Source organism: Mycobacterium mantenii, from assembly GCF_010731775.1.
GTDB classification, from domain to species: domain Bacteria; phylum Actinomycetota; class Actinomycetes; order Mycobacteriales; family Mycobacteriaceae; genus Mycobacterium; species Mycobacterium mantenii.
In genome coordinates, this window is the sequence record NZ_AP022590.1 from 3,016,350 (window position 1) to 3,042,517 (window position 26,168).

Sequence of the window (26,168 nt, forward strand, 5' to 3'; positions counted from 1 at the left end):
AGCGCTCGGCTACCCGGACCGCATCGTCGCGCTAGATCCAGACGCCCTTGCCCACCGCGACCACACCGCCGCCGCTGATCGCGAAGCGCTCCCGGTCCTTTTCCAGATCGACCCCGACCATCTCGCCCGGTCCGACGACGACGTTCTTGTCCAGGATCGCGTGGCGCACCACCGCGCCGCGACCGACCCGGGCGCCGGGCATGATCACGCTGCCCTCCACGATCGCGCCGTCGTCGACCACCACGTTGGACGACAGCACCGAGTTGCGCACCGAGGCCGCCGAGATGATGCTGCCCGCACCCACCACGGACTCCTGCGCGGAACCGCCGTTGACGAACTTGGCCGGCGCGAGGTTCTCCGACTCGCCGCGAATCGGCCAGCGCTTGTTGTACAGGTTGAACACCGGATGCACCGACACCAGGTCCATGTGCGCGTCGTAGAACGCGTCCAGCGTCCCCACGTCACGCCAGTAGGCCCGGTCACGATCGGTGGCGCCGGGCACCTCGTTGTCGTTGAAGTCGTACACCGCGGCCATCCCGTCATCGACCAGTCGCGGGATGATGTCACCGCCCATGTCGTGATCGGAGTGGTCGTCGTCGGCGTCCGCGCGGATCGCGTCGATGAGCACCTTGGTGGTGAAGATGTAATTGCCCATCGACACGAACGTCGCCTCGGGATCATCCGGGGTCCCCGGCGGATCCAGTGGCTTCTCCACGAACTCGCGGATGCGGCCCGACTCGTCGGAGTCGATGCAGCCGAACGCGGTGGCTTCGCCGCGCGGCACCCGGATGCCGGCCACCGTCGCGCCGGCGCCACTGTCGATGTGGAACCGGACCATCTGCTCGGGGTCCATCCGGTACACGTGATCGGCGCCGAAAACCACTATGTAGTCGGGGTCTTCGTCATAGATCAGATTCAGCGACTGGTAGATCGCGTCGGCCGAACCGGTGTACCAGCGCGGGCCGAGGCGCTGCTGCGCGGGCACCGGCGTGATGTACTCACCGGCCAGGCCGGACAACCGCCAGTTCTGCGAAATGTGACGGTCGAGTGAATGCGACTTGTACTGGGTGAGAACGCAGATCCTCAGATACCGGGCATTGACGAGGTTGGACAGCACGAAGTCGATCAGCCGATAGGCGCCGCCGAAGGGAACAGCGGGCTTGGCGCGGTCCGCAGTCAGTGGATACAGCCGCTTGCCCTCACCGCCGGCCAGGACGATGCCCAGCACGTGTGGCGCTTCCCTCATGGTTCAAACCTATCGGCCGTCGCGAAACGCTGCCAGAGGGACCGCGCTATTGGGGTGTTCTGTGCGGCTGTCCGTCAAGGTATTTGGCTGCGCACCCCGCAGAGATCGCCCCCGACTGTGGCCAACCCGACTCGCGGCGGCCCTCGTCCGCAAACTACCGTGCGGGTATGCGGGTGGCGATGATGACGCGGGAATACCCACCGGAGGTCTACGGCGGAGCGGGAGTACACGTCACCGAACTCGTCGCCCAGCTGCGGCGGCTGTGTGCGGTCGACGTGCATTGCATGGGCGCCCCGCGCCCGGGCGCCCAGGGAGTGCAGGTGCACCAGCCCGACCCGCGGCTGCAGGGCGCCAACGCGGCGATGTCGACCCTGTCCGCCGACCTGCTGATGGCCAACGCGGCATCGGCGGCCAGCGTGGTGCATTCACACACCTGGTACTCCGGCATGGCCGGGCACCTGGCCGCGCTGCTCTACGGCGTCCCGCACGTCTTGACCGCCCATTCGCTCGAGCCGCTGCGCCCGTGGAAGGCCGAGCAACTCGGTGGCGGCTACCGGATCTCGAGCTGGGTCGAGCAGACCGCGGTGCTGGCCGCGGATGCCGTCATCGCGGTCAGCTCCGCGATGCGCGAGGACGTCCTGCGCGTCTACCCCACACTGGATCCCAGCGTCGTGCACGTCATCCGCAACGGCGTCGACACCGGCGTCTGGTACCCGTCGGGGCCCGTGCAAACCGGATCGATGCTGACCGAACTCGGCGTCGATCCGGCCCGGCCCATCGTGGTGTTCGTGGGTCGGATCACGCGGCAGAAGGGGCTGGCGCACCTGGTGGCCGCCGCCCACCGGTTCAGCCCCGAGGCGCAGGTGGTGCTGTGTGCCGGCGCGCCCGACACCCCGGAGATTGCCGAACAGATCCGCGACGCCGTGGGCGCGCTGGCCCGCAGCCGCACGGGTGTGTTCTGGATCCGCGAGATGCTGCCCATCGGGGAGTTACGCGAAATCTTGTCGGCGGCATCGGTTTTCGTATGCCCGTCGGTGTACGAGCCGTTGGGCATCGTGAATCTGGAGGCGATGGCCTGCTCGGCCGCGGTGGTGGCCTCCGACGTCGGCGGCATCCCGGAGGTGGTCGCCGACGGGGTCACCGGCACGCTGGTGCATTACGACCCCGACAATGCGGGGGGATATCAGGCCGGACTGGCCGAAGCGGTCAACGAGCTGATCGCCGACCGCGGAAAAGCGCAGCGCTACGGCGAGGCAGGACGCCAGCGCTGCGTCGAGGAGTTCTCCTGGGCCCACGTCGCCGAGCAGACCTTGGAGATCTATCGGAAGGTGTGTGCGTAGTCCCGCCGTCTTCATTCGGCGGCAAGCCCTAAGTGGAGCTTGTGACGCCCTTGAGTTCGTCACCAAGGGCAGCGGCCTCGTCTGGAGTCAGCTCGACGACCAGTCGACCGCCTCCTTCAAGTGGTACCCGCATCACGATGCCGCGCCCCTCCTTCGTCGCTTCCAGAGGACCGTCTCCGGTCCGGGGCTTCATCGCCGCCATCGAGTGCTCCCTCCAGATTCGAGCTGGCCCGCCCGTACGGACCTGGTCGGCGCCGAGCATGCCCCGCCAGCGAACTTCAAGCCATGCCCGGCATCGAACTGCGTTATCACCCCTCCATTGTTCCCTATCCAGGTCACCACTTGTACAAAGACCCACATGTGTGTGTTCAGCGGGCCGGCACGGGCACCCAGCAACCGCGAATATGGTCGTCGACCATCCCCGTTGCCTGCATCAGCGCATAGGCGGTGGTCGGTCCCACGAAGCGGAACCCGCGCCGCTTGAGGTCACGCGCCATAGCCTTCGATTCATCAGTGGCCGAGGGGATTTGGGATGCGTCGGCCGGCCGGGGCCGCGGCAACGGCGCAAACGACCACAGCAGGGCCGCCAGGTCCGCGGGCGTTCCCAGTTCAGCGGCGGCGCGCGCGTTGGCGATCGTCGCCTCAATCTTGGCGCGGTTGCGGACGATTCCCTGATCCGCCATCAGCCGCCGCACGTCGGCGTCGGTATAACGGGCGACCTCGGTGATGTCGAAGCCGGCGAACGCGCGCCGGAAATTCTCCCGCTTCCGCAGGATGAGCAGCCACGACAGGCCACTTTGAAAGGCCTCCAGGCTCATCCGCTCGAACAACGCGACCCCGTCGCGCACCGGTTGGCCCCATTCCCGGTCGTGGTAGTCGCGGTAGAGCTCGAAATCGGGTCCGGGCCGCACGGTCGCCCAACCGCAGCGAACCAGCTCGTCTTCACTCACACTGAGTCCTGACGATCCTCGCCGTCGTCGGGTTCCCCGGATTCGCCCTCGGTCTCCTGCGCGGCGGCCGGCGAGGCGTGCACGGCGGCCAGCTGGCCGCGCAGCGCCTCGAGCTCGCGTGCGAGCCGGTCCAGCACCCAGTCCACTTCACTGGTTTTGTAACCGCGCAGGACCTGGGTGAACTTAACGGCGTCGACGTCGGAACCGGTCACCCCGAACGCGGGCAGCACCGTCGCCGTCGTGCCGCGGGGCAGGGGCGGCAGCTGTTCGCCGCGACCGAACAACAGGCTGGCCGCGCCGAACAGGACGATCGCCACCAGCACCAGAACCACCAGGTACAGCAACACCAACGCCACGTGATCGATACTGCCTTATGCCGCCGACACGGCGACGGTCAGCGTGACCACCCCGGACCCTAGCGGGGCCTGATCGCCTGCATCGGCGGCCGGTCCGCCAGCGACACCGGCGAGGTGTGCTGGGTGTAGCCCTCGACATCGGGGCCGCCGGCGACGAACTGGGTCAGCCCGACGCCGGAGTCCGGGATCCCGCAGCGCGACAGCAGGGTCGCGATGACCTGCCGGCTCATCGCGCCCAGCTCGGCCAGCGGCCGGTTGCGGTGCGCGCGAACGCCCAGGTTGACCTGAGCGATCGCGTCCAGACCCAGCCGGTCAAAGGTGTCCACCAGCAGGCCGATCTCCACGCCGTAGCCCGGGGCGAACGGCACCGAGGTCAGCAGTTCCCGGGTGGCGGCGTACTCGCCGCCGAGCGGTTGCAGGATGAAACCCAGCTCGGGCCGCAGCGCGGCGAGCAGTGGCCGGGCCACCAGCTCGGTGACCCGCCCGCCACCGGTGGCACCCGCGACGCCTCCCACCCCGCCAATATCGGGGCCGACATTGAGGGGCCGCCGGTAGAAGCTCTTGACCAAATGCACGCCGTCACCGGTGAGCAGCGGGCCCACCAGCCACGGCACGAACATCGGGTGCGGGCTGATCAGGTCGGAGTCGACGAACACCACGATGTCGCCGCGGGTGGCCGCCAGCGAGCGCCACAGCGCCTCGCCCTTGCCCGGCCGGATCGGCACCTCGGGCAACGCCTGCTCGCGGCTGACCACACGGGCGCCCGCGGCGACGGCCCGGATCTCGGTGTCGTCGGTGGAGCCGGAGTCCAGCACGATCAGCTCGTCTACCAGGCCCCCAGAGTCGCGGACCAGCGGCGAGATGCTTTCGATCACCGACTCGATGGTCTCTTGCTCGTCGAGGGCCGGCAGCACCACCGAGATGGTCCGCCCCGCCTTGGCGGCCTCCAGCTCGGCGATGGTCCAGCTCGGCCGGTTCCAGCGGCGGTTGGCCAGCCAGGTGTCGCCCGGGCGGGCGGCGAGCATGCCGTCGCTGGCGAGATCACCGGCGAACAGGTCCGATGTCGTCATGCCAGGCCCCTCACCGTGCGCGTCGGCGGGCGTGTTCCCTGGATGGAGGCCACCATTTCCAGCACCCGGCGGGTGGCCGCGACCTCGTGCACGCGGAACATGCGCGCGCCGGCGGCGGCCGCCAGCGCGGTGGCCGCCAACGTTCCCTCGAGCCGCTCGGTCAGTTCCACACCCAGAGTCTCCCCGACGAAGTCCTTGTTACTCAAAGCCATCAGCACGGGCCATCCGGTATTAACAAGATCGCTCACGTGGCGCAACAACAGCAGCCCGTGGAACGTGTTCTTGCCGAAGTCGTGGGTCGGGTCGATCAGCACCCGGTCGCGGGCCACTCCGCACGCGACCGCCCGCTCGGCGGCCGTCGTGACCTGGGCGATGACATCGTCGACCACGCCGCGGGTGGTGGTCCCGTAGTTCACCCGGAACGGGCGGGTCCGCGGCTGCGCGTTGCCGGTGTGCGAACACACCAGGCCCGCCCCGAACTCGGCGGCCACCTCCGGCAACGCCGGGTCGATACCGCCCCAGGTGTCGTTGATCAAATCCGCACCGGCCGCGCAGGCCACCTTGGCGACCTCGGAGCGCCAGGTGTCGGCGCTGATCAGCTGGTCCGGATAGGCGCCGCGCAGCCATTCGATGAACGGCACCAACCGGGTGATCTCGGTGTCGGCGTCGACCTCCTGACCGGGCCCGGCCTTGACGCCGCCGACATCGATGACGTCGGCACCGTCGGCGACGGCCCGGTGCACCGCCGCCCGGGCGGCCTCGTCGCTGAAGGTCGCACCCTTGTCGTAGAACGAGTCCGGGGTGCGGTTGACGATCGCCATGATCAGCGCGCGATCGCCCGCCACCGGGCGGCCGCACAGCATCGATCGGCCGGCTGCCGCCGGCGGTGTCGATCGGCCGGCTGCCGCCGGCGGTGTCGATCGGCCGGCTGCCCCCGGCGGTGTCGATCGGCCGGCTGCCGCCGGCGGTGTCGATTGCACACGTATATGGTGCCCGGTCGCCGCCGCCCGCGCGGCCCGGGGACCGCAGACGCAGGCCAAGCCACCGTGTGGCGACCGGAACACGCCGTACGCGGGCGCGCCGCCGGCGCTAAGGGCGTTTACCGTCGGCCACCTCGGCCGGGTACTCGTCGTAGTACGGCACATAGCCCTCGTCGCGGCCGGCCAGCACGTACAGCGGGTCCTCGACGTCGGGGCCGTAGGCCTGCTCGCGCAGCTCCACCTTGCGGCTCTTGAAGGTCGTGGTCTGCTCGATCGACTCCACCACGCGCACGAACAGCGGCAACGCGTAGACGGGAAGCTGGTCGTACACGGCACGGGCCAACGACCGCCCGTCGAACTCGGCGCCATCACGCAGTTTGACCGCGGCCATCCCGGCGCGGCCGCCGGTGCGCGGCACCTCGACGCCGAACACCGTGCAGTTCTCGACGGATTCGTCGGACGCCAGCGCCGCCTCGACCTCCGTGGTGGCCACGTTCTCGCCCTTCCAGCGGAAGGTGTCACCGAGCCGGTCGACGAACGCGGCGTGGCCCAGCCCCTGCGGGCTCATCACGTCGCCCGTGTTGAACCAGCAGTCGCCCTCACGAAAAGCGTTGCGCACCAACTTCTTTTCGCTCGACTCCTGGTCGGTGTAGCCGTCAAACGGCTGCAGCCGGTTGACCGGGCTGAGCAACAAGCCGGGCTCTCCGGCCGGCACCCGACGCACCCGTCCGTTGTCGTCACGCAGCGGGACGCCGGTTTCGTGGTCGTACTCGACGTATGCCAGCGGCATCGGAAAGATGCCGGTGGATCGGGGCACGTTGAAGATGTTGATGAACGCCGCGTTGCCCTCGCTGGAGGCGTAGAACTCGCAGACCCGGGCGATGCCGAATCGCTTGGTGAACTCGTCCCAGATCTCCGGGCGCAGCCCGTTTCCGGCGATCAGCCGCACCTTGTGCGCGCGGTCGGTCGGCTTGGCCGGCTGGTTGAGCAGGTACCTGCACACCTCGCCGATGTAGATGAACGCCGTGGCCTCGTTGGCGATCACCTCGTCCCAGAACTTCGACGCCGAGAACGACTTGCCCAGCGCCAGCGTCGCCCCCGAATTGATCACCGACGACAGCGCCACCGTCAGCGCGTTGTTGTGATACAGCGGTAGGCAGCAGTAGAGCGTGTCGGAACTCTTGAGCCGCAACCCGATGCCGCCGAACGCCGCGAGCGCCTTGAGCCACCGCAGGTGCGTCATGATGCTGGCTTTGGGGAAACCCGTTGTGCCCGAAGTGAAGATGTAGAACGCGGTGTCCCTGGCATGCACGGCCGAGGCCGAGGCGGGGTTGGTGGCCGGAGCGCTCACCGCGAACCGCTCCAGGTCCTCGACGGTTATCGTCTCGGTGCTGCCGGAGCCGCCACACTCGGCCACCGCGCTGACCAGATCGGCCTCGGCGATGAGCACTTTGGCGTCCAGCAGGCCGAGGCTGTGCTTGAGCACCTCGCCGCGTTGGTGGTAGTTGAGCATGCCGGCCACCGCCCCGCACTTGACCGCGGCCAGCATGGCCAGGACGGTGTTGGGCGAGTTACGCAGCATGATCGCGACGACGTCGCCCTGCCCGACGCCGCGCGCGGCCAGGACGGCGGCGTATCTATTGGCGGCGGCGTTGGCGTCGCGGTAGGTCAGTTGCTGATCGCCCATCCGCAGGAAGATCCGGTCGCCGAAGCGCGCGGCCCGCTCCTGGAACACCGTGCCGATCGATTTCTTGGAACCCGGCTGGGCCAGCAGCCCGGTCATCGCGCCGCGGGCGATCACCGGCAGGTCGGCCAGCACGGCCGGCACCCGCAATGCGATGTCGGTCAGTTTGACCGCCGTGCGCGCTCCCCCGTCACGATCGGACACGTCATTCCCTCGATTCGTTTCCAAAGTCAAGCTCGGCGGACAGCCTAGTAGGGGTGGCAAACCCGTCGGCGGCCTCAGGCAGGTGCGCACGCCTTTATCGCGGCACTCACCTTGTCGACCAGCACCAATCGGTCCATCGCCACCTGGGAGACGTAACCGCTGTCCAGCAACCCGCACAACCAGATCCACAGCCCTTCGTAGTGACCGAAGGGATCCAGCAGCACGATGGGCTTGCCGTGCTGGCCGAGGAAGGCCGTCGTCCACGCGTCAAGCAACTCGTCGAGGGTGCCGATGCCGCCGGGCAGCACGATGAATGCGTCGGCGCGATCTTCCATGAGCTTCTTGCGCTCGTGCATGGTGTCGCTGACGATCAGCTCGTCGGCGTCCGCGTCGGCAATCTCGCGGCGCATCAGGACCTTGGGGATGACGCCGACAGTGCGGCCGCCGCGGGCGCGCGCCGCGCCGGCCAACGCACCCATTGCCGACACCCGGCCACCGCCCCACACCAGCGTCCAGCCGCGTTCGGCGATCGCGTCGCCGAGTTCCGCAGCGACGCCGAGCAATTCGGGATGCTGAGGGCCGGATGCGCAGTACACACACACCGACCACTCGCCTGATGAATCGCGTTCGCCGGGCATATCCGCAAAGGTAGACCAACCGCATATGGCCCGTCATATCTGGGGCTTTCGCCCTGCCGCCCGGATCGCGCACCATAAAATTCGGCAGTGCCGATTCGATGGAACGTCCCCCAACATGCGACGGCCTCAGAGCGACTGGATGCAGCGTTGGCCGACGGGGCGCGGGGAGCCGTGGTGTTGGGACCCGACGGCGTCGGCAAATCCACCCTGGCCCGGGTGGCCGCCGAGCGCTTCGCCGATCGGCACCCGGACACGCTCGTCCGCTGGGTCACCGGGACCCCGACCGAGCGCGCGGTCCCGTTCGGGGCCTTCAGCCATCTGGTCGAGATCGCCGAGATCGGCAAGCCGGCCGCGCTGTTGCGGGCCGCCAGGGCATCGCTGGGCGGTGACGAGCTGTTGCTCGTCGTCGACGACGCCCAGCACCTGGACGTGCTGTCGGCCACGCTCGTGTACCAGCTGGCGCGGGACGGCGCCGGACGGCTGATCGTCACCGCCCGCGCGGACTCGCCGCCCGAGGCGATCGCGGCGTTGTGGGGCGATGGCCTGCTCACCCGGATCGACGTCGAGCCGCCCGGCGGCGCGACGGCGCCCCCGGAGATCGACACGTTTCTCGCCGAGCTGCCCACCGCGGCGCGGTCGGTGCTGGAGTATCTCGCCGTCGCGGAACCGCTGTCGGTCGCCGACCTGACCGCGCTCGCCGGCGAGGGCGCGGTGGCCGACGCGGTCACCTGGGGCGCGGCGGAGACCCGGGTGCGGGGCGGGACCTCCGACGACCCGGTCGTCTATACGGCCCACCCGCTGTTCGCCGAGCGGACCCGGGTGGCGCTCGACCCCGACGACGCCCGGCAACGACGCACCGACCTGGTCAAGTTGCTGTCGCAGCGTTCGCCGGAACATCTCAGCGACCGGCTGCGGCTGGTGAGTTTGGCGTTGGACAGCGACGCTCCGCCGCGGGTCGCCGACGTTGTCGCCGCTGCCCAGCAGGCGCTGCGGCTGGGCGACCTGGCGCTTGGCGAACGGCTGGCCCGATCGGCGCTGCAGCGGTCCGGAGGGTTGACAGCGCGGCTCGCGCTGGCGCATGCCCTGGCATGGCAGGGCCGGGGCCGCGAGGCCGACGCGGTGCTGGCCGACGTCGACTCCGCCGCGCTGACCGACGCCGCCCTCATGGACTGGGCTCTGCTGCGGGCGGCGAACCAGTTCTGGATGTTGAGCGAACCCGAGCGCGCCACGGCGTTTCTGCGGACCGTGCGCAATCGGGTCGCCGATACCGGCCCGCGGACCACCCTCGATGCGCTCAGCGCGACCTTCGCGATGAACGCGGGCAATGTCGGACACGCCGTGAAGGTCGCCGGCGAAGTCCTGGCATCGCCGACCGCGGATGACCAGGCGGTGGCCTGGGCGGCCAGTGCGGCCGCGTTGTGCGCGGCGCGCGAGGGCCGGTTCGACGACGTCGAACCGTTGGCGCAGCGCGCCTTGGGCGCCGAACACCCCGGGCTGCTGCGCTTCACGATCGGGCTGGGTCAAACGACCGCGCTGTTGATGGCAGGACAGCCCGAGCATGCCCGCCGGCTCGCCCAGCAGTTCACCGACTTCGCCGAGCTGCAACAGCCGGGTCGGGCGATCGGCGAGGTGCTACTGGCGCATGTGCTGCTTGCTGCCGGCGAATTCTCCTCCGCGGCAGCGCTATTGGCGCCTGCCGCCGCCACCTTGGAGCGCACCGGTTACTCGTGGGGACCGCTGTCGCTGACGCTGCTGGCCACCGCGCTGGCCCAGCGGGGCGATACCGCCGCCGCGGCAAAAGCGTTGAGCAGGGCCGAATCCAGGCACGGCACCAAGTCGGCGTTGTTCGCGCCCGAGCTTGGCGTGGCGCGGGCCTGGCGGCTGGCCTTGGTGCGGGATGCGCACGGCGCGGTGGCCGCCGCGCGCGACGCCGCCCGGATGGCCGAACGCGGCGGGCAGCGCGCCGTGGCACTGCGGGTCTGGCACGAGGCCGTCCGGCTGGGCGACGGCCGGGCCGCCGACCCGCTGGCCCGGCTCTGTGACGAGATCGACTGCGTCGCGGGCAGAATCGCGCTGCAACATGCCCGCGCGCTGGCCGCCGGCGATGATGCGGCGCTGCGGATGGTGTCGGACGAGCTGACGTCGATCGGCATGCATGCGGCCGCCGCCGACGCCGCCGCGCAAGCGCAACGGTGCGGGGCCGGTAACGCTTAGCCGCTCAGGTAACCGCGCAGCACGTCCACCGCGGCGGTGATGTCGGCGACCGCGACCCGCTCGTCGCGCTTGTGCGCCAGATTGGGATCACCCGGCCCGAAGTTGACGGCCGGTATGCCCAGCGCGGCGAACCGCGCCACGTCGGTCCAGCCGTATTTGGCCCGGACGTTGCCGCCGGCGGCCTCGACCAGAGCCTTGGCGGCGGGTTGGGACAGTCCTGGCAGCGCGCCCGCCGCCGCGTCGGTCTGTTCGATGTGCACGTCGAGCCCGGCGAGCACGTCGTGCACGTGTTGCAGGGCGTCGGACAGCGACCGATCGGGGGCGAAACGGAAGTTGATCGTCACCGCGGCCGCGTCGGGAATGACGTTGCCCGCCACGCCGCCGTCGATGCGCACGGCCGACAGGCCCTCGCGGTAGACGCAGCCGTCGATGTCGACGTTGCGTGCCTGGTAGGCGGCCAGCCGCTCCAGCACGGCGCCGAGTTTGTGAATCGCGTTGTCTCCTAACCAGGATCGCGCCGAATGAGCACGCGTCCCGGTGGCGCTGACCACCACCCGCAGGGTTCCCTGGCAGCCGGCTTCGATGTAGCCGCCGGTGGGCTCGCCCAAGATGGCCACATCCGCGGAAAGCCAGTCCGGCAACTCGCGTTCGATGCGGCCCAAACCGTTTGCGGCGGCCTCGATTTCCTCGCAGTCGTACAGCACCAGCGTCAGATCGTGCACCGGCACGGCCACGGTGGCGGCGAGATGCAGAAAGACCGCGTCCCCGGATTTCATGTCCGCCGTGCCGCACCCGTACAGGTCGCCGTTTTCGCGGCGGCTGGGCAGGTTTCCGGCCACCGGTACGGTGTCCAGGTGTCCGGCCAGCAGCACCCGCGACGGCCGTTGGTGGTGGGTGCGCGCCAGCACGGCGTTTCCGTCCCGAACGATCTCGAATCCGGAGGTCTGCGCCCGCAGCGCGGCCTCGACCTCGTCGGCCAGCCGCGCCTCGTCCCTCGATTCGCTGGGGATGTCCACCAGCGCCGCGGTCAGCGCGATCGGATCGCCGCGTAAGTCCAGCACGGTCTCAGGGTAGTGCGTCATCGAGGCGAATCGCGCAGATCACGCGGTCGGCTAGACGAGCAGCCGCGTGGGCATCACCTTGGGCTTGACGCCGTACCGCGGCCCCATGCCGTAGCCGTAGCCGCCACGTCCCGCCGAGGCGACCGCCGGCATGCCGGACGCCCACGTGGTGTGCGGGTCTTCGATCGGTGCGGTCCACCCGGTGCCCGCGACGGTCGCGGCGGGGACCCGTGGGGTGGCCGCCGACCACGCGGCCGGCGTCGACAACCCGCCGACCGGGGCCGCCGAACCCATGCTCGCCAAAACCGGTGCGGCACCGGCGCCCGCGGTGCTCACCGGCGCCGCCGCGCTCACCAGGGCGCCGCCGGCGGCCGCGCCGCCCACGCTGCCGGCCGCGCTGCCGGACGCCGCCGCGTCGAGGGTGTGGTTGTACAGGATGTTGGACACGATGGTGTTGAAGACGTTCCACGACACCACGTCGAAACCGGCGTTGCCGACGTTGGACACGACGGGGTCGCCGAGGACGCTGTCCAATGCGCTCCCCGCGGCACCCGCGCCGGGCAATGCGGACGGGGCGGCGGCCGCCGGCGCGGCGAACGACTGCACGGCGTTGGGCACGTTGGAGACGACCCCGCGGAGCCCGCTCGTCTGCGCCGCCGTGGCCGCCGTCTGCACGCCCAACCCGCCAGGGCTGTTGGTGGGCGCCGGGGACGTCAACGGGCTCAGCCTGGCCGCGGCGGCCGACGACGTGGCGTAGCCATACATCGCCGCGGCGTCCTGGGCCCACATCTCGCCGTACTGCGCCTCGGTGGCCGCGATGGCCGCGGTGTTCTGGCCCAGCAAGTTCGTCGCGACCAGGGAAGCAAGCTGGGCCCGGTTGGCCGCGACCAGCGGCGGCGGCACCGTCATCGCGAAGGCCGCCTCGTAGGCGGCCGCCGACGCCATGGCCTGTGCGGCCGCCTGTTGCAGCTGGGCGGTGGTGGTGTGCATCCACATCACGTACGGCTCGGCGGCGGTGACCATCGCGACCGAGGACGGACCTATCCACTCCTCGCCGGTCAGATTCGAGATCGCCGACTGGCTGGCCGCGGCGGTCGTACTCAGTTCGTCGGCCAGGCTGCTGAACGCCGCGGCGGCGGCCATCATCGGTGCGGCTCCGGGGCCGGTGTACATGCGCAGGGAGTTGACCTCTGGGGGCAGTGCTCCGAAGTCGAAAGTCATTGCGGGACTCCTATTCTCAGTCGTGGTGGGGGTGCTAGACGGTCGGCGTGGGCATCACGACGGGTTTGACGCCGTAGCGGGGTGCGCCCAGGCCGTAGCCCCCGCGCCCGCTGGTGGCCATCGACGGCAGGCCACCCGGGATGGTGGTCATCGACGCGTTGTGGGGTGCGGCGCCGGTGAAACCCGCGCCCGTCAGCGTCGCGGCGGTGGGATTCACCGTCGGCACACCGCTTGCCGCCCAACTGGGCGGCACCGACAGCGCACCGATCGACGGGCCTCGACCGACGCTCGCCAGTACCGGCGCCGTACCCACGGCCGCCGGAGTTGCCGGGGCGGGCGCGCTCGCCGGCGCTGCCGCACCGACGTCCGAAGTCAGGTTGGGGATCCCGGACGCGCCGGGGACGGGAGCGAATTGGCCCTCGCCCAAGGTGATGAAGTCCGACGCGGCGGAGCCGACGTTCTGCCCCCACTCGATGGAGGTGCCGAGGGCAGCGTCCCCGGGCGGTGGGTCGGCGGCCGCGGCGGCCGGTCCCGCTGCGGGCAGCGCTGCGGCCCTGGTGGTCACCTGGTTCGCGGCTTCGGTCGTTCCATACGACCCGGCGTTGCTGTTCAGGTTGTTCACCAAATTTTGGTGAATCGCCTTCGCCTGGGCGCTGACCTGCTGGTACCACGCGCCGTAGGCCGAGAACTGCGCGGCCTGCAGGGTGGACACTTCGTCGGCGGCCGCCGGAGCGATGCTCGTGGTGGCGGCCGCGGCGGCGGCATCCTGGGCGGCCATCGACGAGCCGAGCCCTTCGAGGGTGCTGGCCGCGGTCAGCAGCGCCTCGGGCCGGGTGGTGACAAAGGACATGTTCTTCTCCTCGGGCAATCAGGCGGCCACAGCGGACCGGCGATGAGGGGACCCGGGACAAGGTCAGAAGACGATCTCCCCGACCCCCGGAAGCTGCGTACCCGAATCGCTGAAATTCACGCCGTTGACCTGCTAGGACTGGCCACGCTGAACGCCCATCAATGCGGACCACGCGCCCTGCGGCACCGAATTGCCCTGTCCGCGTGGGTCTTTTACCGCCACGCGGCCGCCGAGGCGCGTTTTGTCGCAGGGCGCGCGGACCGGAGCGCAACGCACGAAGTAACCTGACCGCCGTGACTGGAGCTGCAGGTATCGGGCTGGCAACGCTGGCCGCCGACGGATCGATTCTCGACACGTGGTTTCCCGCACCGGAACTGACCGAATCGGGCGGCACCAGCGCGACGTCGCGGCTGGCGCTGTCCGACGTTCCGCCCGAACTGACCGCGCTGATCGGCCGGGACGACGACCGCGGCACCGAGACCGTCGCCGTGCGCACGGTCATCGGCTCGCTGGACGAGGTGGCCACCGACGCCTACGACGCATACCTGCGGTTGCATCTGCTCTCGCACCGACTGGTGGCGCCGCACGGGCTGAACGCCGGCGGCCTCTTCGGGGTATTGACCAATGTGGTCTGGACTAATCGCGGACCGTGCGCAGTCGAGGGCTTCGAGGCGGTCCGGGCCCGGCTGCGCCGGCACGGAACGGTGACGGTCTACGGCGTCGACAAGTTCCCGCGCATGGTCGACTACGTCCTGCCGACCGGGGTGCGCATCGCCGACGCCGACCGGGTGCGCCTCGGCGCCCACCTGGCCCCGGGCACGACGGTGATGCACGAGGGCTTCGTCAACTACAACGCCGGCACCCTGGGGGCGTCGATGGTGGAAGGCCGCATTTCCGCCGGCGTGGTGGTGGACGACGGCTCCGACATCGGCGGCGGAGCCTCGATCATGGGCACGCTGTCCGGCGGTGGCACCGAGGTGATTTCGATCGGCAAGCGGTGTCTGCTCGGCGCCAACGCCGGTCTGGGCATCTCATTGGGCAACGACTGCGTCGTCGAAGCGGGCCTGTATGTCACCGCGGGCACCAAAGTCATTACGCCCGAAGGCAAAACGATGAAAGCCCTCGAGCTGTCCGGCGGCAACAACCTGTTGTTCCGCCGCAATTCGGTGAGCGGGGCGGTGGAAGTGGTGGCCCGCGGCGGTCAGGGCATCGCCCTCAACGAGGACCTGCACGCCAACTGAAGGCGGACACCTAAAGGTCGGCGGGGACCCTCTCGGCGGCCGGGGCGGCGCCAAGCGTGGTGCCTCTGGTTTCGGGGAGCAGATAGACGGACACGAAACTGGCCGCGACCAGGGTCGCCATCATGAGCCCGATCGCCCAGCTGCCGTAGGTCGCCAGCAACGTGCCTGCCAGCAGCGGCGGCACGGCGGCGCCGAGGATGCCGGCCAGGTTCATCGCCACCGCCGCGCCGCTGTAGCGGTAGCGGGTGGCGAACAGTTCGGGAACGAAGGCCCCCGTGGGGCCGTTGGCCACCGCCGCGCAGGCGAACATGCCGAGGACGGCGACCGCGTACATGACGGGGTCGCCGGTGTCCATCAGCGGGATGACCACGAACGCCCACGGCAGACACGCGGCCAACCCGCTCAGCATCACTCGCCGGCGCCCGACTCGATCGGACAGCCATGCCCCGAACGAGACGAACCCGATGCTCGTCAGCCCGGCGAGGGCGCCGACGCCCCAGATGAAGCTGCGCGAATAGCCCAGGTGCGAGTGGGCGTACATGACGAGGAAGGTGTTGCCGAGGTAGACGAACCCCATGCCGCCCAGGAAGCAGCCCGCGACGAGCACGATCTCGCGCCGCTGCAGCCGCACCAGCTCCGCCAGCGGCGCCTTGGGCACCAGATTGCGGGCCTTCTCCTCCACGAACAGCGGCGTCTCGTCGATGTTCAGCCGCACATAGAGGGCGATGCCGATCAGCCCGCTGCTGATCAGGAACGGCACCCGCCATCCCCATTCCATGAACGCGGGGCTGCTCTCGCCCATGGTGAGGCTGACCGCGAGGAACGTCAGGCTGGCCAGGATCCCCGCCGTGCCACCGCCCAGCGAGGTGAACATGCCATACCAGCCGCGTTTACCGGCGGGCGCGTATTCCGCACTGAGCAGGACGGACCCGGCCCATTCGCCGCCGACGGCGAACCCCTGCAGCAACCGCAGGACGATGAGGATCAAGGGTGCCGCGATCCCGATCGACGCCGTGCTGGGAACCAGGCCCACGCTGACGGTCGACGCGCCCATGATCAGCAGCGTGGCGACCAGCGTCTTCTTGCGGCCCAGCCGGTCCCCGAAATATCCGAAGACGGCCGCGCCCAACGGGCGAGACAGGAACGCGGTCGCGAACGTCGCCATCGAGGCGATGGTGGCCACCGTCGGGCTAAGGCGCGGAAAGAACACCGCGGGAAACACGAGTGCGGCCGCGGTCCCGTAGATCAGAAAGTCGTAGAACTCGATGGCCGAGCCCACCAGACAGGCCGCCGCGATCCGCCGCATGGGGGTGTGCGCGGCAGGGGCAACGGTGCCCACGGAACGAGTGGCCTCACCCACGGGCGCCGCTCACTATCCGGTTGCGTCGATACACGGTTACGACGGTAGGTGAAGCTTCGCGGCCACGCTCGGCGCTGAAGCTGGCAAATTGCTGCGTGTCTCGGTGCCGGGCTGGCCGGGTGCCCGTTGAGCGGCCGCTCAGCCGTCGATCAGCAACTGCTTCTTGAGGACCTTGCCCATCGCGTTGCGCGGCAGCGCGTTCACGAGGCGCACCTCACGCGGCCGCTTGTGCACCGAAAGCTGTTGCGCGACATAGTCGATCAACTCGTCACCGTCGGCCGATCCGACGATGAACGCGACGATGCGCTGGCCCAGGTCCGCATCGGGCATCCCGACAACCGCCGCCTCTTGGACGCCCGGATGCCCGAGCAGCACCGTTTCGATCTCCCCCGCACCGATGCGGTAACCCCCGGACTTGATCAGGTCGACCGACTCGCGCCCGACGATGCGGTGCATACCGTCGCCGTCGATCACCGCGACGTCACCGGTGCGATACCAGCCGTCGGCGTCGAACGCCTCGGCGGTGGCATCCGGCCGGTTCAGGTAGCCGTCGAACATCATCGGACCCCGAACCTCGAGCTTTCCCACCGTCTCCCCGTCGTGTGGCACCAGTCCGCCGTCGTCGTCGAGCATCCGGGTCTGCACACCGGTGAGCGGCAGTCCCACCCACCCCGGGCGTCGCTCGCCGTCGGCACGGGTGGACAGCGTGATCAGCGATTCCGACGCGCCGTAGCGTTCGATGGGCTGATGTCCGGTGAGCGCGGCCAGGCGGTCGAACACCGGAACCGGCAGCGGCGCGCTGCCGGAGACCAGCAGACGCGCCGGGCGCAGCGCGCGGGCGGCCGTCTCGTCGGCCACCACCCGCGACCACACCGTGGGCACCCCGAAAAACAGCGTGCCGCCGTGGTCGGTCGCGGCCTGCGCGTAGCCCGCCGGCGTCGGCTTTCCGGTGTGGATGAAGCGATTCCCGATCCGCAGCGACCCGAGCAACCCCAGCACCAGCCCGTGCACGTGAAAGAGCGGCAGGCCGTGCACCAAGACGTCGTCGGACGTCCATTGCCAGGCCTCCGCAAGCGCATCGAGGTCGGCGGCGATCGCCCGCCGGCTCAACACCACTCCTTTGGGCAGCCCGGTGGTGCCCGAGGTGTAGATGATCATCGCGGTGGCATCCGGCGACGGCTCGGCATAACGATGCCAGGAGCGGGCGTGCAACCGCACCGGAATGTGCGGCAGCCCTTCCGGCTCGTCGGGCAGCAACCCGAGCCAGGCCTGCACACCCGAATCGGTGAGCATGTGCCGGCGCTCGGCCGCGCCGACGTCGGCGGGCACCGGGACGAACGGGACTCCGGCGATCAGGCACCCGGTAACGGCCAGCACCGTCGCGGCGGTCGGTGCGGCCAGAATGGCGACGCGGCCCGCGCTCCCCACCCGTTCGGCCACCGATGTGGCGGCGCCGACCAGGTCGCTGCGGCTGAACACGGTGCCGTCGACGCGCACCGCGTCGGCGATATCGGTGTCGGTAAGGGCCGAAGGATCCAGGGACGCCAGCAGCACGTCAGCAGGCTACCCGGCGGCGTTACCGGTCAGTCTTTATCGTCCCCCCAGATCTTCATCAGGGTGGCCAGGATCTCCTCACCGCGGCCCAGCCCGCCGAGGTGACTCTCGCCCGGCAGGACGAACAGCTCGGCGTCGGGCAGCAGGGACACCACGTGCTTGCCGTGGGCGAAGGGGACGATGTGGTCGCTGTCGCCGTGCCACCAGCGGACCGGGACCTTGACCTCGTCGAGCCGGAATCCCCAGTCCTGGGTGAACAAAATGATGTCGTTGAAAGGGGCCGCCAGTTGCTTGCGGCTGCCGTTGAGCAGGTCGTCGAGGAACATGGCCCCGAACTCGGGCCGGGTGAGCAGGCGCCGGTCGCCCTCGGGTGACACCGCGGCGTACAGGAACAGCGCGGTGTTCGCGACCGGACGGATCGACCGCACCAGCAGGCTCGCGCCGATCCGCAGCGGGTCGCCGCCGAGCTTGAGCAGGGGCGCCGCCCGCTTGCCCAGGTTCATCAGACCGCTGGTGATCCCCTCGTCGCCGAGGAACGGCGCGACGCCGCCCAGGATGCCGGCGGCCACCACCCGGTCCGGCATCGCGGCGGCGGACGCGAGCGCGTACGGGCCGCCGCCGGACAGGCCGATGACGGCCATGTTGTCGATGCCGAGTATGTCCGCGATCGTGCGCAGGTCGTCGGCGAAGGCCCGGATGTTCGCGTACCGATGCGGCGACGACGAGCCGATCCCCGGGCGGTCCAGGCCGATCAGACGGATGCCGTGGTTCTTGGCGTAGAGGCGGGCCTCGGTGGGAATCTGCCGGCGCGCGCCGGGGGTGCCGTGCAGCCAGAAGACGGCCCGGCCCTGCGGGTCACCGAACTCGGCGAAGCCGATCTGGCGGTCTTCGCCGACGGCGACGTTTCCTTCAAGTTTGGGGCGGGCGATCTCGATGGCCATGTCAGCAGCCTCGCATGTGACGTGCCGTTTACCAAAGGCTCACGGCTCAGGCGTTGAGCACCCGCTCACCGATGACCCGCCGATGACGGAGGTCGGTCAGCTCCGGCGCGGACAGGCCCAGCTCGCGCAGGATCTCGTCGTTGTGCTGGCCGAGCGTCGGTGCAGGCGTCCGGTGGTGGTGCCACCCGGGCGTGATGCGAAAGGGCCAGCCGGGATAGCGATGCGGTCCGGTGATCCGGTGTTGCAGCTCCTCGTAGTATCCGCGCGCGTCGAGCTGGGCCCCGACGAATTCCGGGTCATACATCTGGTCTCCGGTGATCACCCGTTCTGCCGCGATCCCCTGTGCCTGGAGGGTTTCGACGATCGCCGCGGCGGTCTGCGTGCGGGTCCAGGCGGTGACGAGTTCGTCGAACAGGTCGTGATCGATCGGCTGGTCGGGAACGGACAGCGCGACCCAGTGATCCTCTTCGGCTGTCGGGTAGACGCCCTGCAGGCAGCCGCGCCGGCGATTCCCTTCGCGTTGCTGAACGACACCGTTCATCGAATACTCGATCACCGGCTCGGCGGTCACGCACGCGGCGACCTCGATCTGCGCGGCCTCGATCAGCCGACCCCGCCCGGTGCGACGCCGGTGTTCCAGTGCGGCCAGCAGGGCGACGCCGGCATGCACACCCACGACGGGGTCGGCGGGTCCCTGCGGGTTGCACGGCGGCCCGTCGGGATATCCGGTGATCGCCGACATCCCCGCTGTCTGCTCGAAGTTCAACGCCCACCCGACGTAGTCGCGCCAGGGGCCCTGCAAACCGAAACCCGGCATCCGCACCAGAATGACGTCGGGCTTCAGAGCCACCAACGACTCGTAGTCCAGGCCGAACTGCTCCACCACGCGCGGTGAAAAGTTCTCCACGACAACGTCGGCCTGCGCGGCCAGCCGCCGGGCGATCTCCAGGCCGCGCGGCGACGTCAGGTCCAGCGTGAGGTCTCGCTTGTTGAGGTTGGTGGCCTGCCATAGGCCGCTGCGCTCGTACCAGTCGTCGCCCTCGAAGGGAAACGCGCCCGAGTAGCGAAAGCCGTCCGGCCGCTGGATGGATTCGACCTTGACGATGTCGGCGCCGAACGCACCCAAATAGCACGTCAGGTAGGCGCCGGCCCAAAAGGTGCTGAGGTCAAGCACTTTCAGCCCCGCAAAAGGCAGTGACGTCCGGCCGGGTGCCGGGTCGGGTTGCGCCACCGGGCCTTGCACGAACCGAAATGCCTTTCCCGGGCGTTGGAATCCCCCGCCATCAATGAAGAACTCGCGCTTGGCGTATTGCGGACATTCCAGGATGGTGGCGCCGTCGTTGACCGGCGCGGCCGGGATGCGCAACGCCTGGCTCAGGTCGACGATCTCCGCGACGGTTTGCTTGGCGAGCAAAGGCTCTGCGCGAGCGTAGAATTCGGCGCGCTCCGGGCCGCCCAACATGATCGCGATCTGCTGCTCGGCGAACTCGGGAAGACCGAGCATCGCGCACACGTCGAGCCAGTGCTGGCCCGTCAGGCAGTTGATCCCCACCCAGCCGTCGGCGGCACGAACCACCCCCAGCATCGGGGCCCCTCGGGCGTTGGTGGGCAAGCCGAGACTTTGCATCTTCTGCGCCATCAGCATCGGATACGGCAAGGTCGACAGCAGCGACTCGAACTCGGAAACGTCGACTTCCCTTGAGCGACTGGCCGGTTGCAGTCGCAGCGCGGTCAGCGCGCCCAACGCGCCATAGGCGCCCGCGACGTATTCGGCGATCCGGCCACCCACCTGCACCGGCGGTCTGTCGGGATCACGGGCGCTGACCCAGCCCGACGCCGCCTGCAGGGTCAGCGACGTGGCCGGCCGGTCACGCCACGGTCCGGACTGCCCGAAGGGAGATATGCGGAGTGACAACAGGTTTGGGTTGATCTTGCTCAGGGTGTCGCTGTCGAATCCCCAGCCCTCGAGCGTTCCCGGCGGAAAATTCTCGACCAGGAGGTGCGCGTGCACGAGCAACTCGCCCGCATCCCGGAACGCGGCAACACGCTTGCCGGTGTTGAGATACTCGAACAGGCCCGAGCGCTGCGGGTCAACCTTCCCACCCGGGAAGGGACCCCATCGCCGCAGCGGGTCTCCCCCGGGCGGCTCGATCTTGGTGACCTCGGCGCCCAGGTCGGCGAACAGCTTTGCCGCGTAGGGACCGGAGATCTCGGTTGCGATTTCGACGACGTGCAGCCCCGCAAGGGGTTCCGTCACGCGGGGACCCCGATGGCCATCGGTTCCATGTACTGGTGCAGCCCACCGATGCCGCCGCCCTCACGGCCCAGTCCGCTCAGCTTGAACCCGCCGAACGGCGCGCCCCCCGGGCTGATGCCGTTGACCGCGATCTGGCCGGTGCGAATACGCCGGGCAACGCCGACGGCGCGATCCACGTCCCCGCCCCACACCGCACCGGAAAGCCCATATTGAGAGTTGTTCGCGATGGCGACCGCGTCGTCGTCGTCGCGGTAGCGCAGCACCGACAACACCGGACCGAACACTTCCTCTTGCGCGATAGTCGAATTCGGCTCGACTTCGGACAGGATCGTCGGTTCGACGTAGTACCCGACGTCCAGGCCGGCCGGCCGGCCGCCACCGGTCACCAGTTTCGCGCCGTCGCTCAGCGCGCCGGCCACGTGCGCCTCGACCCGCTCCCGTTGTGCGGCGCTGATCAGCGGACCCATCTGCACCTCGGGGTCGGTGGGGTCGCCCACCTTGACCTCGCGGGCCAATGCCGCGAGCCGATCGACGACGTCGTCGTGCAGCGCGTCGGGAAGCAGCAGCCGGCTGTGCAGGATGCAGGCCTGCCCGGCATGCAGCGAACAGGATTCGAACAGCATCTGGCGCAGCATGTCGTCGGTCAGTTGCGCGTCGTCGAGCACAATGCTGGCCGACTTGCCGCCCAACTCGAGCAGGATCCGCTTCATCGTGTCCCCGGCGGCGGACATGACCTGGCGGCCGACGACCGAACTGCCGGTGAAGCTCACCATGTCGATGCGCGGATCGGTGGTCAGCAGCTTGGCCGCCTCGACACCCGATGGCGTGACAACGTTGACCACCCCGGGCGGGATGTCGGTGTGCTCGTCGATCAGCCGCGCCAGCGCCAGCCCGGCCAACGGTGTCAGCGGAGAGGGCTTGAGCACGACGGTATTTCCAGCGGCCAGAGCGTGATTCAGCTTCATGACGTTCAGGCAGTGCGGGAAGTTCCACGGGGTCAGCACCGATACGACGCCCAGCGGCGCATGCCGCAGCAACGTGGTTCCGGCGCTGATGCCAAGGACCTCCTGGTCGACGAGCTGAGTGGCGAGCTGCGCGGCATGCATGGACATGAATCCGGCTCCGTCGATCTGCATCATCCGTTCGTTGGCGATGCAGCCCCACTCCGCCTGGGACAGCGCAAAGAAGTCGTCGGCGTGCTTGGTCAGCGCCTCGCCCAGCTGGTTCAGACACCCGGCGCGCTGCTCGGCGGTCATTGTGCCCCACGGCCCGCTGTCGAACGCGCGGCGCGCGGCCGCGATCGCGTCGCCAACCTGGGCGACGCTCGCATCGGGTGCGGTGGCGATGACGGCCTCGGTGGTCGGGGAGAGGTCGTCATAGCGGCCGTCCTGCGGCTCGACCCAGTTGCCGTCGATGTAGAGCTGATAGGTCTGGACAAGAGCGGGCGAATCGGCCATGTGCTTCCTCCGGTCATCTGATCACTTGGTGTACACCCCCGCGTGTCCGCCGTCAATCACCAATCGCGTGAGTTCCCAGCTATGGCAATATCTTGCTGTCGTATTGACAGCGTGTGGCGGTGCGGAGTAGACACAGTCCGCAAGACAGATTGCGTCAATCTGTCGGATCGGGTGTCCTGCGAGAGGGGCTTGCCGTGCAGACTCATCCGCCGCTGCGCCCGCCGAGCTTCCCGCTGCACTCCCCCGACTTCTACGCCGGCGACCCATATCCCGCCTACCGGGAACTGCGCGCGACGGAGCCGGTGTGCTGGAACGACGTTACGAATTTCTGGGCCCTGTTGAAGTACGAGGACATCCGGTTCGTGTCGAGCAACCCGACACTGTTCTCGTCGACGAAGGGCATCACGATCCCCGATCCGCATATGCCCAACCCGGTGCAACAGGGCAGTCTGATCTTCACCGACCCGCCGCGGCACCGGCAGATGCGCAAGCTGATCAACTCCGGATTCACCAAACGGCGGGTGGCCGTGCTCGAGCCGAAGATCCGCGAGATCGTGCGCGGCATTCTCGTCGGCATCGAACCCGGCTCGGTGCACGAGTTCGCCGAGCAGATCGCCGCGCCCCTGCCCACCCGGATGATCGCCGAACTGATCGGCGCCCCGCCCGACGACTGGGAGCAGTTCCGGGCCTGGTCGGACGCGGCCACCGGAACGGCCGATCCGGAGATCGAGTTAGACCCGTTGGTGGCGGCCGGGCAACTCTACGAGTACTTCCGGAAGCTGATCGCCGCCCGCCGCGCGCAACCGCGCGACGACCTGCTGTCGGTGCTGGCCGAGGCCGAGATCGACGAACACCGGCTGACCGATGAGGACCTGCTCAACTTCGCCTTCCTGCTGCTGGTGGCCGGCAACGAAACCACCCGCAACCTCATTGCGCTCGGGACGCTGGCATTGATCGCGCATCCCGACCAATGTCGCCTTCTCACCGAGGATCCCGCGCGCATCCCGCTCGCCGTCGAGGAGATGCTGCGGTGGAACAGTCCCGTGGTGCACATGGCCCGCACCGCGACCGCCGACGTCGAGATCCGCGGCCGGCGCATCAAGGCCGGCGAGGTGGTGGTGATGTTGTACGGGTCGGCCAACCGGGACGAGGACGTGTTCGGTCCCGACTCCGAGGAGTTCGACGCGACCCGCCACCCCAACCCGCACATCGCGTTCGGCTGCGGCGAACATTCCTGCATCGGTGCACAATTGGCGCGCCTGGAGGCGACGGTGTTCTTCGATGAGCTGCTGCGCCGCTTTCCCGGCATGGAGCTGGTGGGCGACGTGGACAGGATGCGGGCCACCATGGTGCCCGGTGTGAAACGCATGCCGGTGCGGATGGGGGGCTGAGCCGATGGACCTCGAATACACACCGGAGCAAGAGAAGCTGCGCGCCGAGATTCGCGCCGCGCTGGAACAGGTGATGACGCCCGAACGCAGCCTCGCTCTGAGCGCACGCATGGAGGGCGGCCCGCAAGTGCGGGAATGCATACGCGCCCTGGCCGCGGCCGACCTACTCGGCGTCGGGTGGCCCAAAGAGTATGGCGGACGCGGATTCTCGGCGATCGAGCAATTCATCTTCTCCGAGGAGGCGCAGCGGGTCAACGCCCCGATCCCGCTGGTGACGCTCAACACCGTCGGACCGACCCTCATGCAGTGCGGCACCGAGGAACAGAAGCAGCGGTTCCTGCCCGCGATTCTTGACGGCAGCGTCGAATTCGCGATCGGCTACTCCGAGCCGGGAGCCGGAAGCGACTTGGCATCTCTGCGCACCGCCGCGGTCCGCGACGGCGACGAGTACGTGATCAACGGCCAGAAGATGTTCACCAGTGGCGCCGCGTACGCCGACTACATCTGGCTGGCCGCCCGCACCGATCCGAATGCCAAGAAACACAAGGGCATTTCCATCCTTATAGTGCCCACCTCGTCGCCCGGGTTCTCCTGGCAGCCGCTGCACACCATGCCCGGCATCTCCACCTTCTACACTTTCTACGACGACGTGCGGGTCCCCGCCAGCGCGCTGGTGGGCGGTGAGAATCAGGGCTGGCAGCTGATCACCACGCAGTTGAATTTCGAACGCGCCGCGCTGGGCAATCTCGGTGCGCTCGAGCCGCTGTTCGAGAAAACCCTGGAGTGGGCCGCCACCACCGGATTCGATGGCGGCCGCGTCATCGACCAGCCGTGGGTACAGCTCGCCCTGGCAAGGGTCGAAGCTCAAGTCGCCGCATACAAACTCGTCAACCTGCGGGTGAACGCGGCGATGACGAAGGGTGTGCTCAGCATGGGGGAAGCCTCCGCCGCGAAGGTGTTCGGCACGGAGCTCACGCAGCAGGTCGCCCGCCAGCTGCTGGAAGTGCTCGATCACAACGGGGTACGCCAGGGCACCGAAGCGCCGCTACGCGGGGCGCTGGAAACCGCGTATCGATGGGCCGTTATCAACACCTTCGGCGGCGGAGCCAACGAAATCCAACGTGACATCATCGCCATGGCCGGGTTGGGCATGCCCCGGGCACCGCGCGACCTGCGGGCCGCGAAATAGTCAGGAGGACGAAACCAAGTGACCGACTCAGAAACCGTCAGCGCTAAGGTGCGGGCCCTCGTCGGCCAGCCCACCGGCGGCACCGGAAAGCCCTCGCTGGCCCCGGATCCGGTGAACCAGCCGATGATCCGGCACTGGGCGTACGCGATGGCCGACATGAACCCCGTCTACATCGACCCGGAGTTCGCCGCGTCGTCGCGGTTCGGCGGCATCGTGTCGCCGCCGGTGATGCTGCAGACCTGGACGATGCCGTCGCCGAAGCTGGAGGGAATCGGCGAGCGGGGCGGGGCACCGATCGAGATCCAGAGCAACCCAACGGCATTCCTCGATGAGGCCGGCTACACCAGCACGGTGGCGACGAATTCGGAGTTCGAGATCGAGCGGTACCCGCGGCTGGGCGACGTGATCAGTGCGACGGCGGTGTACGAGTCGGTCTCCGAGGAGAAGAAGACGGCGCTGGGCACCGGCTTCTTCCTGACCTGGCTGACGACCTACACCGACCAGAACGGCGAGGTGTTGGGCCGACAGCGATTCCGGGTGCTGCGATTCAGGCCGGCGAGCTGATGGCGGCCCGCCTGGCGCCGGCGATCACCGGCGACACCGAATTCTTCTGGAATGGATTGCGGGAGAATAAACTCCTGATCCAGCGCTGCGGCGGCTGTGGGCAGCTGCGCCACCCGCCGCGCCCGATGTGCCCGCACTGCCGGTCGCTTCAGTGGGAGCCGATCGAGTCGTCGGGCCGCGGCACCGTCTGCAGCTACGTGATGCCACACGAGCCCAAGTTTCCGTTCTTCGAATACCCGTACATCGTCGTGCTGGTGGAACTCGAGGAAGGGGTGCGGCTGGTGTCCAACCTGACCGGCGTCGACCCGGCCGACGTGACACCCGGAATGCCGGTCGAGGTGTACTACCAGACATTCGATAACGACCTGGTGCTACACCAGTTCCGGCCGAGCGCTTGAAT

At 69.0% G+C, this 26,168-nt stretch carries 23 protein-coding genes; 7 read left to right on the forward strand and 16 right to left on the reverse strand.

What is annotated here, in order from left to right; translation table 11 throughout:
* Positions 1–31: 31 nt before the first annotated feature.
* Positions 32–1,246 (reverse strand): glucose-1-phosphate adenylyltransferase, encoded by a 1,215-nt coding sequence (gene glgC, locus G6N50_RS13460; protein WP_083095375.1) that lies wholly within the window; start codon positions 1,244–1,246, stop codon positions 32–34.
* 167 nt (positions 1,247–1,413) lie between these two features.
* Between glgC and glgA the strand changes: the two genes are divergently transcribed.
* Positions 1,414–2,586 (forward strand): glycogen synthase, encoded by a 1,173-nt coding sequence (glgA, locus tag G6N50_RS13465; RefSeq protein WP_083095374.1) that lies wholly within the window; start codon positions 1,414–1,416, stop codon positions 2,584–2,586.
* Between the two features lie 28 nt (positions 2,587–2,614).
* Here the strand turns inward: glgA and G6N50_RS13470 are convergent, their stop codons facing one another.
* The 7 genes from G6N50_RS13470 to G6N50_RS13500 form a co-directional block, all read right to left on the reverse strand.
* A complete protein-coding gene (locus G6N50_RS13470) occupies positions 2,615–2,788 on the reverse strand; it encodes a DUF3117 domain-containing protein (RefSeq protein WP_066995255.1) in 174 nt (57 codons plus the stop codon).
* Between the two features lie 166 nt (positions 2,789–2,954).
* Positions 2,955–3,536 carry a DNA-3-methyladenine glycosylase I gene (locus G6N50_RS13475; protein WP_083095373.1) on the reverse strand — a complete coding sequence of 194 codons (582 nt, stop codon included), beginning with the start codon at positions 3,534–3,536 and terminating at the stop codon, positions 2,955–2,957.
* Positions 3,533–3,892: a DivIVA domain-containing protein gene (locus G6N50_RS13480; RefSeq protein ID WP_083095372.1), complete on the reverse strand. Its 360-nt coding sequence runs from the start codon at positions 3,890–3,892 to the stop codon at positions 3,533–3,535. Before G6N50_RS13480 ends, G6N50_RS13475 begins: the two co-directional genes overlap by 4 nt.
* 59 nt (positions 3,893–3,951) lie before the next feature.
* Positions 3,952–4,962, reverse strand: a complete 1,011-nt coding sequence (locus tag G6N50_RS13485; protein ID WP_083095371.1) for a glucosyl-3-phosphoglycerate synthase — start codon at positions 4,960–4,962, stop codon at positions 3,952–3,954.
* Positions 4,959–5,825: a dihydropteroate synthase gene (folP, locus tag G6N50_RS13490; RefSeq protein ID WP_083095370.1), complete on the reverse strand. Its 867-nt coding sequence runs from the start codon at positions 5,823–5,825 to the stop codon at positions 4,959–4,961. Before folP ends, G6N50_RS13485 begins: the two co-directional genes overlap by 4 nt.
* A gap of 226 nt (positions 5,826–6,051) precedes the next feature.
* Complete coding sequence (gene fadD6, locus G6N50_RS13495; protein ID WP_083095368.1) at positions 6,052–7,830, reverse strand: long-chain-acyl-CoA synthetase FadD6; 1,779 nt, start codon at positions 7,828–7,830, stop codon at positions 6,052–6,054.
* A gap of 74 nt (positions 7,831–7,904) precedes the next feature.
* Positions 7,905–8,468, reverse strand: a complete 564-nt coding sequence (locus G6N50_RS13500; protein ID WP_083095367.1) for a TIGR00730 family Rossman fold protein — start codon at positions 8,466–8,468, stop codon at positions 7,905–7,907.
* Positions 8,469–8,555: 87 nt separating this feature from the next.
* Between G6N50_RS13500 and G6N50_RS13505 the strand changes: the two genes are divergently transcribed.
* Positions 8,556–10,682: an AAA family ATPase gene (locus tag G6N50_RS13505; RefSeq protein WP_169926962.1), complete on the forward strand. Its 2,127-nt coding sequence runs from the start codon at positions 8,556–8,558 to the stop codon at positions 10,680–10,682.
* On the opposite strand, the gene dapE is transcribed toward G6N50_RS13505, so the two are convergent.
* From dapE to G6N50_RS13520, 3 genes are read right to left on the reverse strand one after another with little or no spacing between them, the layout of a single operon-like run.
* The gene (dapE, locus tag G6N50_RS13510) at positions 10,679–11,743 is read right to left on the reverse strand and encodes a succinyl-diaminopimelate desuccinylase (protein WP_083095393.1); all 1,065 of its coding nucleotides are present in this window, start codon (positions 11,741–11,743) and stop codon (positions 10,679–10,681) included. The genes G6N50_RS13505 and dapE overlap by 4 nt on opposite strands.
* A 51-nt stretch (positions 11,744–11,794) precedes the next feature.
* Entirely contained in the window at positions 11,795–12,964 is a 1,170-nt protein-coding gene (locus G6N50_RS13515; RefSeq protein WP_083095366.1) for a PPE family protein, read from the reverse strand.
* 34 nt (positions 12,965–12,998) lie between these two features.
* On the reverse strand, positions 12,999–13,814 hold the full coding sequence (locus tag G6N50_RS13520) for a PPE family protein, SVP subgroup (RefSeq protein ID WP_083095365.1): 816 nt from the start codon (positions 13,812–13,814) through the stop codon (positions 12,999–13,001).
* Between the two features lie 284 nt (positions 13,815–14,098).
* Between G6N50_RS13520 and dapD the strand changes: the two genes are divergently transcribed.
* The gene (dapD, locus tag G6N50_RS13525) at positions 14,099–15,055 is read left to right on the forward strand and encodes a 2,3,4,5-tetrahydropyridine-2,6-dicarboxylate N-succinyltransferase (RefSeq protein ID WP_142275575.1); all 957 of its coding nucleotides are present in this window, start codon (positions 14,099–14,101) and stop codon (positions 15,053–15,055) included.
* Between the two features lie 10 nt (positions 15,056–15,065).
* Here the strand turns inward: dapD and G6N50_RS13530 are convergent, their stop codons facing one another.
* From G6N50_RS13530 to G6N50_RS13550, 5 genes are all read right to left on the reverse strand, one after another.
* Positions 15,066–16,361, reverse strand: coding sequence for an MFS transporter (locus G6N50_RS13530; protein ID WP_083095363.1), 1,296 nt, complete (start codon positions 16,359–16,361; stop codon positions 15,066–15,068).
* A gap of 192 nt (positions 16,362–16,553) precedes the next feature.
* On the reverse strand, positions 16,554–17,969 hold the full coding sequence (locus G6N50_RS13535) for an acyl-CoA synthetase (protein ID WP_083095362.1): 1,416 nt from the start codon (positions 17,967–17,969) through the stop codon (positions 16,554–16,556).
* 29 nt (positions 17,970–17,998) lie between these two features.
* Positions 17,999–18,910, reverse strand: coding sequence for an alpha/beta fold hydrolase (locus G6N50_RS13540; protein ID WP_083095361.1), 912 nt, complete (start codon positions 18,908–18,910; stop codon positions 17,999–18,001).
* A gap of 46 nt (positions 18,911–18,956) precedes the next feature.
* The gene (locus G6N50_RS13545) at positions 18,957–21,167 is read right to left on the reverse strand and encodes a CaiB/BaiF CoA transferase family protein (RefSeq protein ID WP_083095360.1); all 2,211 of its coding nucleotides are present in this window, start codon (positions 21,165–21,167) and stop codon (positions 18,957–18,959) included.
* Positions 21,164–22,624, reverse strand: coding sequence for an aldehyde dehydrogenase family protein (locus G6N50_RS13550; protein WP_083095359.1), 1,461 nt, complete (start codon positions 22,622–22,624; stop codon positions 21,164–21,166). The genes G6N50_RS13545 and G6N50_RS13550 overlap by 4 nt, the downstream gene beginning before the upstream one ends.
* A gap of 194 nt (positions 22,625–22,818) precedes the next feature.
* On the opposite strand from G6N50_RS13550, the gene G6N50_RS13555 reads away from it, so the two are divergent.
* The 4 genes from G6N50_RS13555 to G6N50_RS13570 are packed head-to-tail and all read left to right on the forward strand — an operon-like array spanning position 22,819 to position 26,166.
* Positions 22,819–24,015 (forward strand): cytochrome P450, encoded by a 1,197-nt coding sequence (locus tag G6N50_RS13555; protein ID WP_083095358.1) that lies wholly within the window; start codon positions 22,819–22,821, stop codon positions 24,013–24,015.
* 4 nt (positions 24,016–24,019) lie between these two features.
* A complete protein-coding gene (locus G6N50_RS13560; RefSeq protein ID WP_083095357.1) occupies positions 24,020–25,204 on the forward strand; it encodes an acyl-CoA dehydrogenase family protein in 1,185 nt (394 codons plus the stop codon).
* Between the two features lie 18 nt (positions 25,205–25,222).
* Positions 25,223–25,768 (forward strand): FAS1-like dehydratase domain-containing protein, encoded by a 546-nt coding sequence (locus G6N50_RS13565; protein WP_083095356.1) that lies wholly within the window; start codon positions 25,223–25,225, stop codon positions 25,766–25,768.
* Positions 25,768–26,166, forward strand: coding sequence for a Zn-ribbon domain-containing OB-fold protein (locus G6N50_RS13570; protein ID WP_083095355.1), 399 nt, complete (start codon positions 25,768–25,770; stop codon positions 26,164–26,166). Before G6N50_RS13565 ends, G6N50_RS13570 begins: the two co-directional genes overlap by 1 nt.
* Positions 26,167–26,168 lie beyond the last annotated feature (2 nt).

What these genes read in the sequence shown, in the direction of transcription:
- G6N50_RS13550 (WP_083095359.1), bottom strand. Translation starts at nt 22,624, where the DNA reads ATGGCCGATTCGCCCGCTCTTGTCCAGACCTATCAGCTCTACATCGAC.
- G6N50_RS13520 (WP_083095365.1), bottom strand. Translation starts at nt 13,814, where the DNA reads ATGTCCTTTGTCACCACCCGGCCCGAGGCGCTGCTGACCGCGGCCAGC.
- folP (WP_083095370.1), bottom strand. Translation starts at nt 5,825, where the DNA reads ATGCTGTGCGGCCGCCCGGTGGCGGGCGATCGCGCGCTGATCATGGCG.
- G6N50_RS13570 (WP_083095355.1), top strand. Translation starts at nt 25,768, where the DNA reads ATGGCGGCCCGCCTGGCGCCGGCGATCACCGGCGACACCGAATTCTTC.
- glgA (WP_083095374.1), top strand. Translation starts at nt 1,414, where the DNA reads ATGCGGGTGGCGATGATGACGCGGGAATACCCACCGGAGGTCTACGGC.
- G6N50_RS13515 (WP_083095366.1), bottom strand. Translation starts at nt 12,964, where the DNA reads ATGACTTTCGACTTCGGAGCACTGCCCCCAGAGGTCAACTCCCTGCGC.
- G6N50_RS13540 (WP_083095361.1), bottom strand. Translation starts at nt 18,910, where the DNA reads ATGGCCATCGAGATCGCCCGCCCCAAACTTGAAGGAAACGTCGCCGTC.
- G6N50_RS13470 (WP_066995255.1), bottom strand. Translation starts at nt 2,788, where the DNA reads ATGGCGGCGATGAAGCCCCGGACCGGAGACGGTCCTCTGGAAGCGACG.
- G6N50_RS13530 (WP_083095363.1), bottom strand. Translation starts at nt 16,361, where the DNA reads ATGCGGCGGATCGCGGCGGCCTGTCTGGTGGGCTCGGCCATCGAGTTC.
- G6N50_RS13500 (WP_083095367.1), bottom strand. Translation starts at nt 8,468, where the DNA reads ATGCCCGGCGAACGCGATTCATCAGGCGAGTGGTCGGTGTGTGTGTAC.
- G6N50_RS13485 (WP_083095371.1), bottom strand. Translation starts at nt 4,962, where the DNA reads ATGACGACATCGGACCTGTTCGCCGGTGATCTCGCCAGCGACGGCATG.
- glgC (WP_083095375.1), bottom strand. Translation starts at nt 1,246, where the DNA reads ATGAGGGAAGCGCCACACGTGCTGGGCATCGTCCTGGCCGGCGGTGAG.
- G6N50_RS13560 (WP_083095357.1), top strand. Translation starts at nt 24,020, where the DNA reads ATGGACCTCGAATACACACCGGAGCAAGAGAAGCTGCGCGCCGAGATT.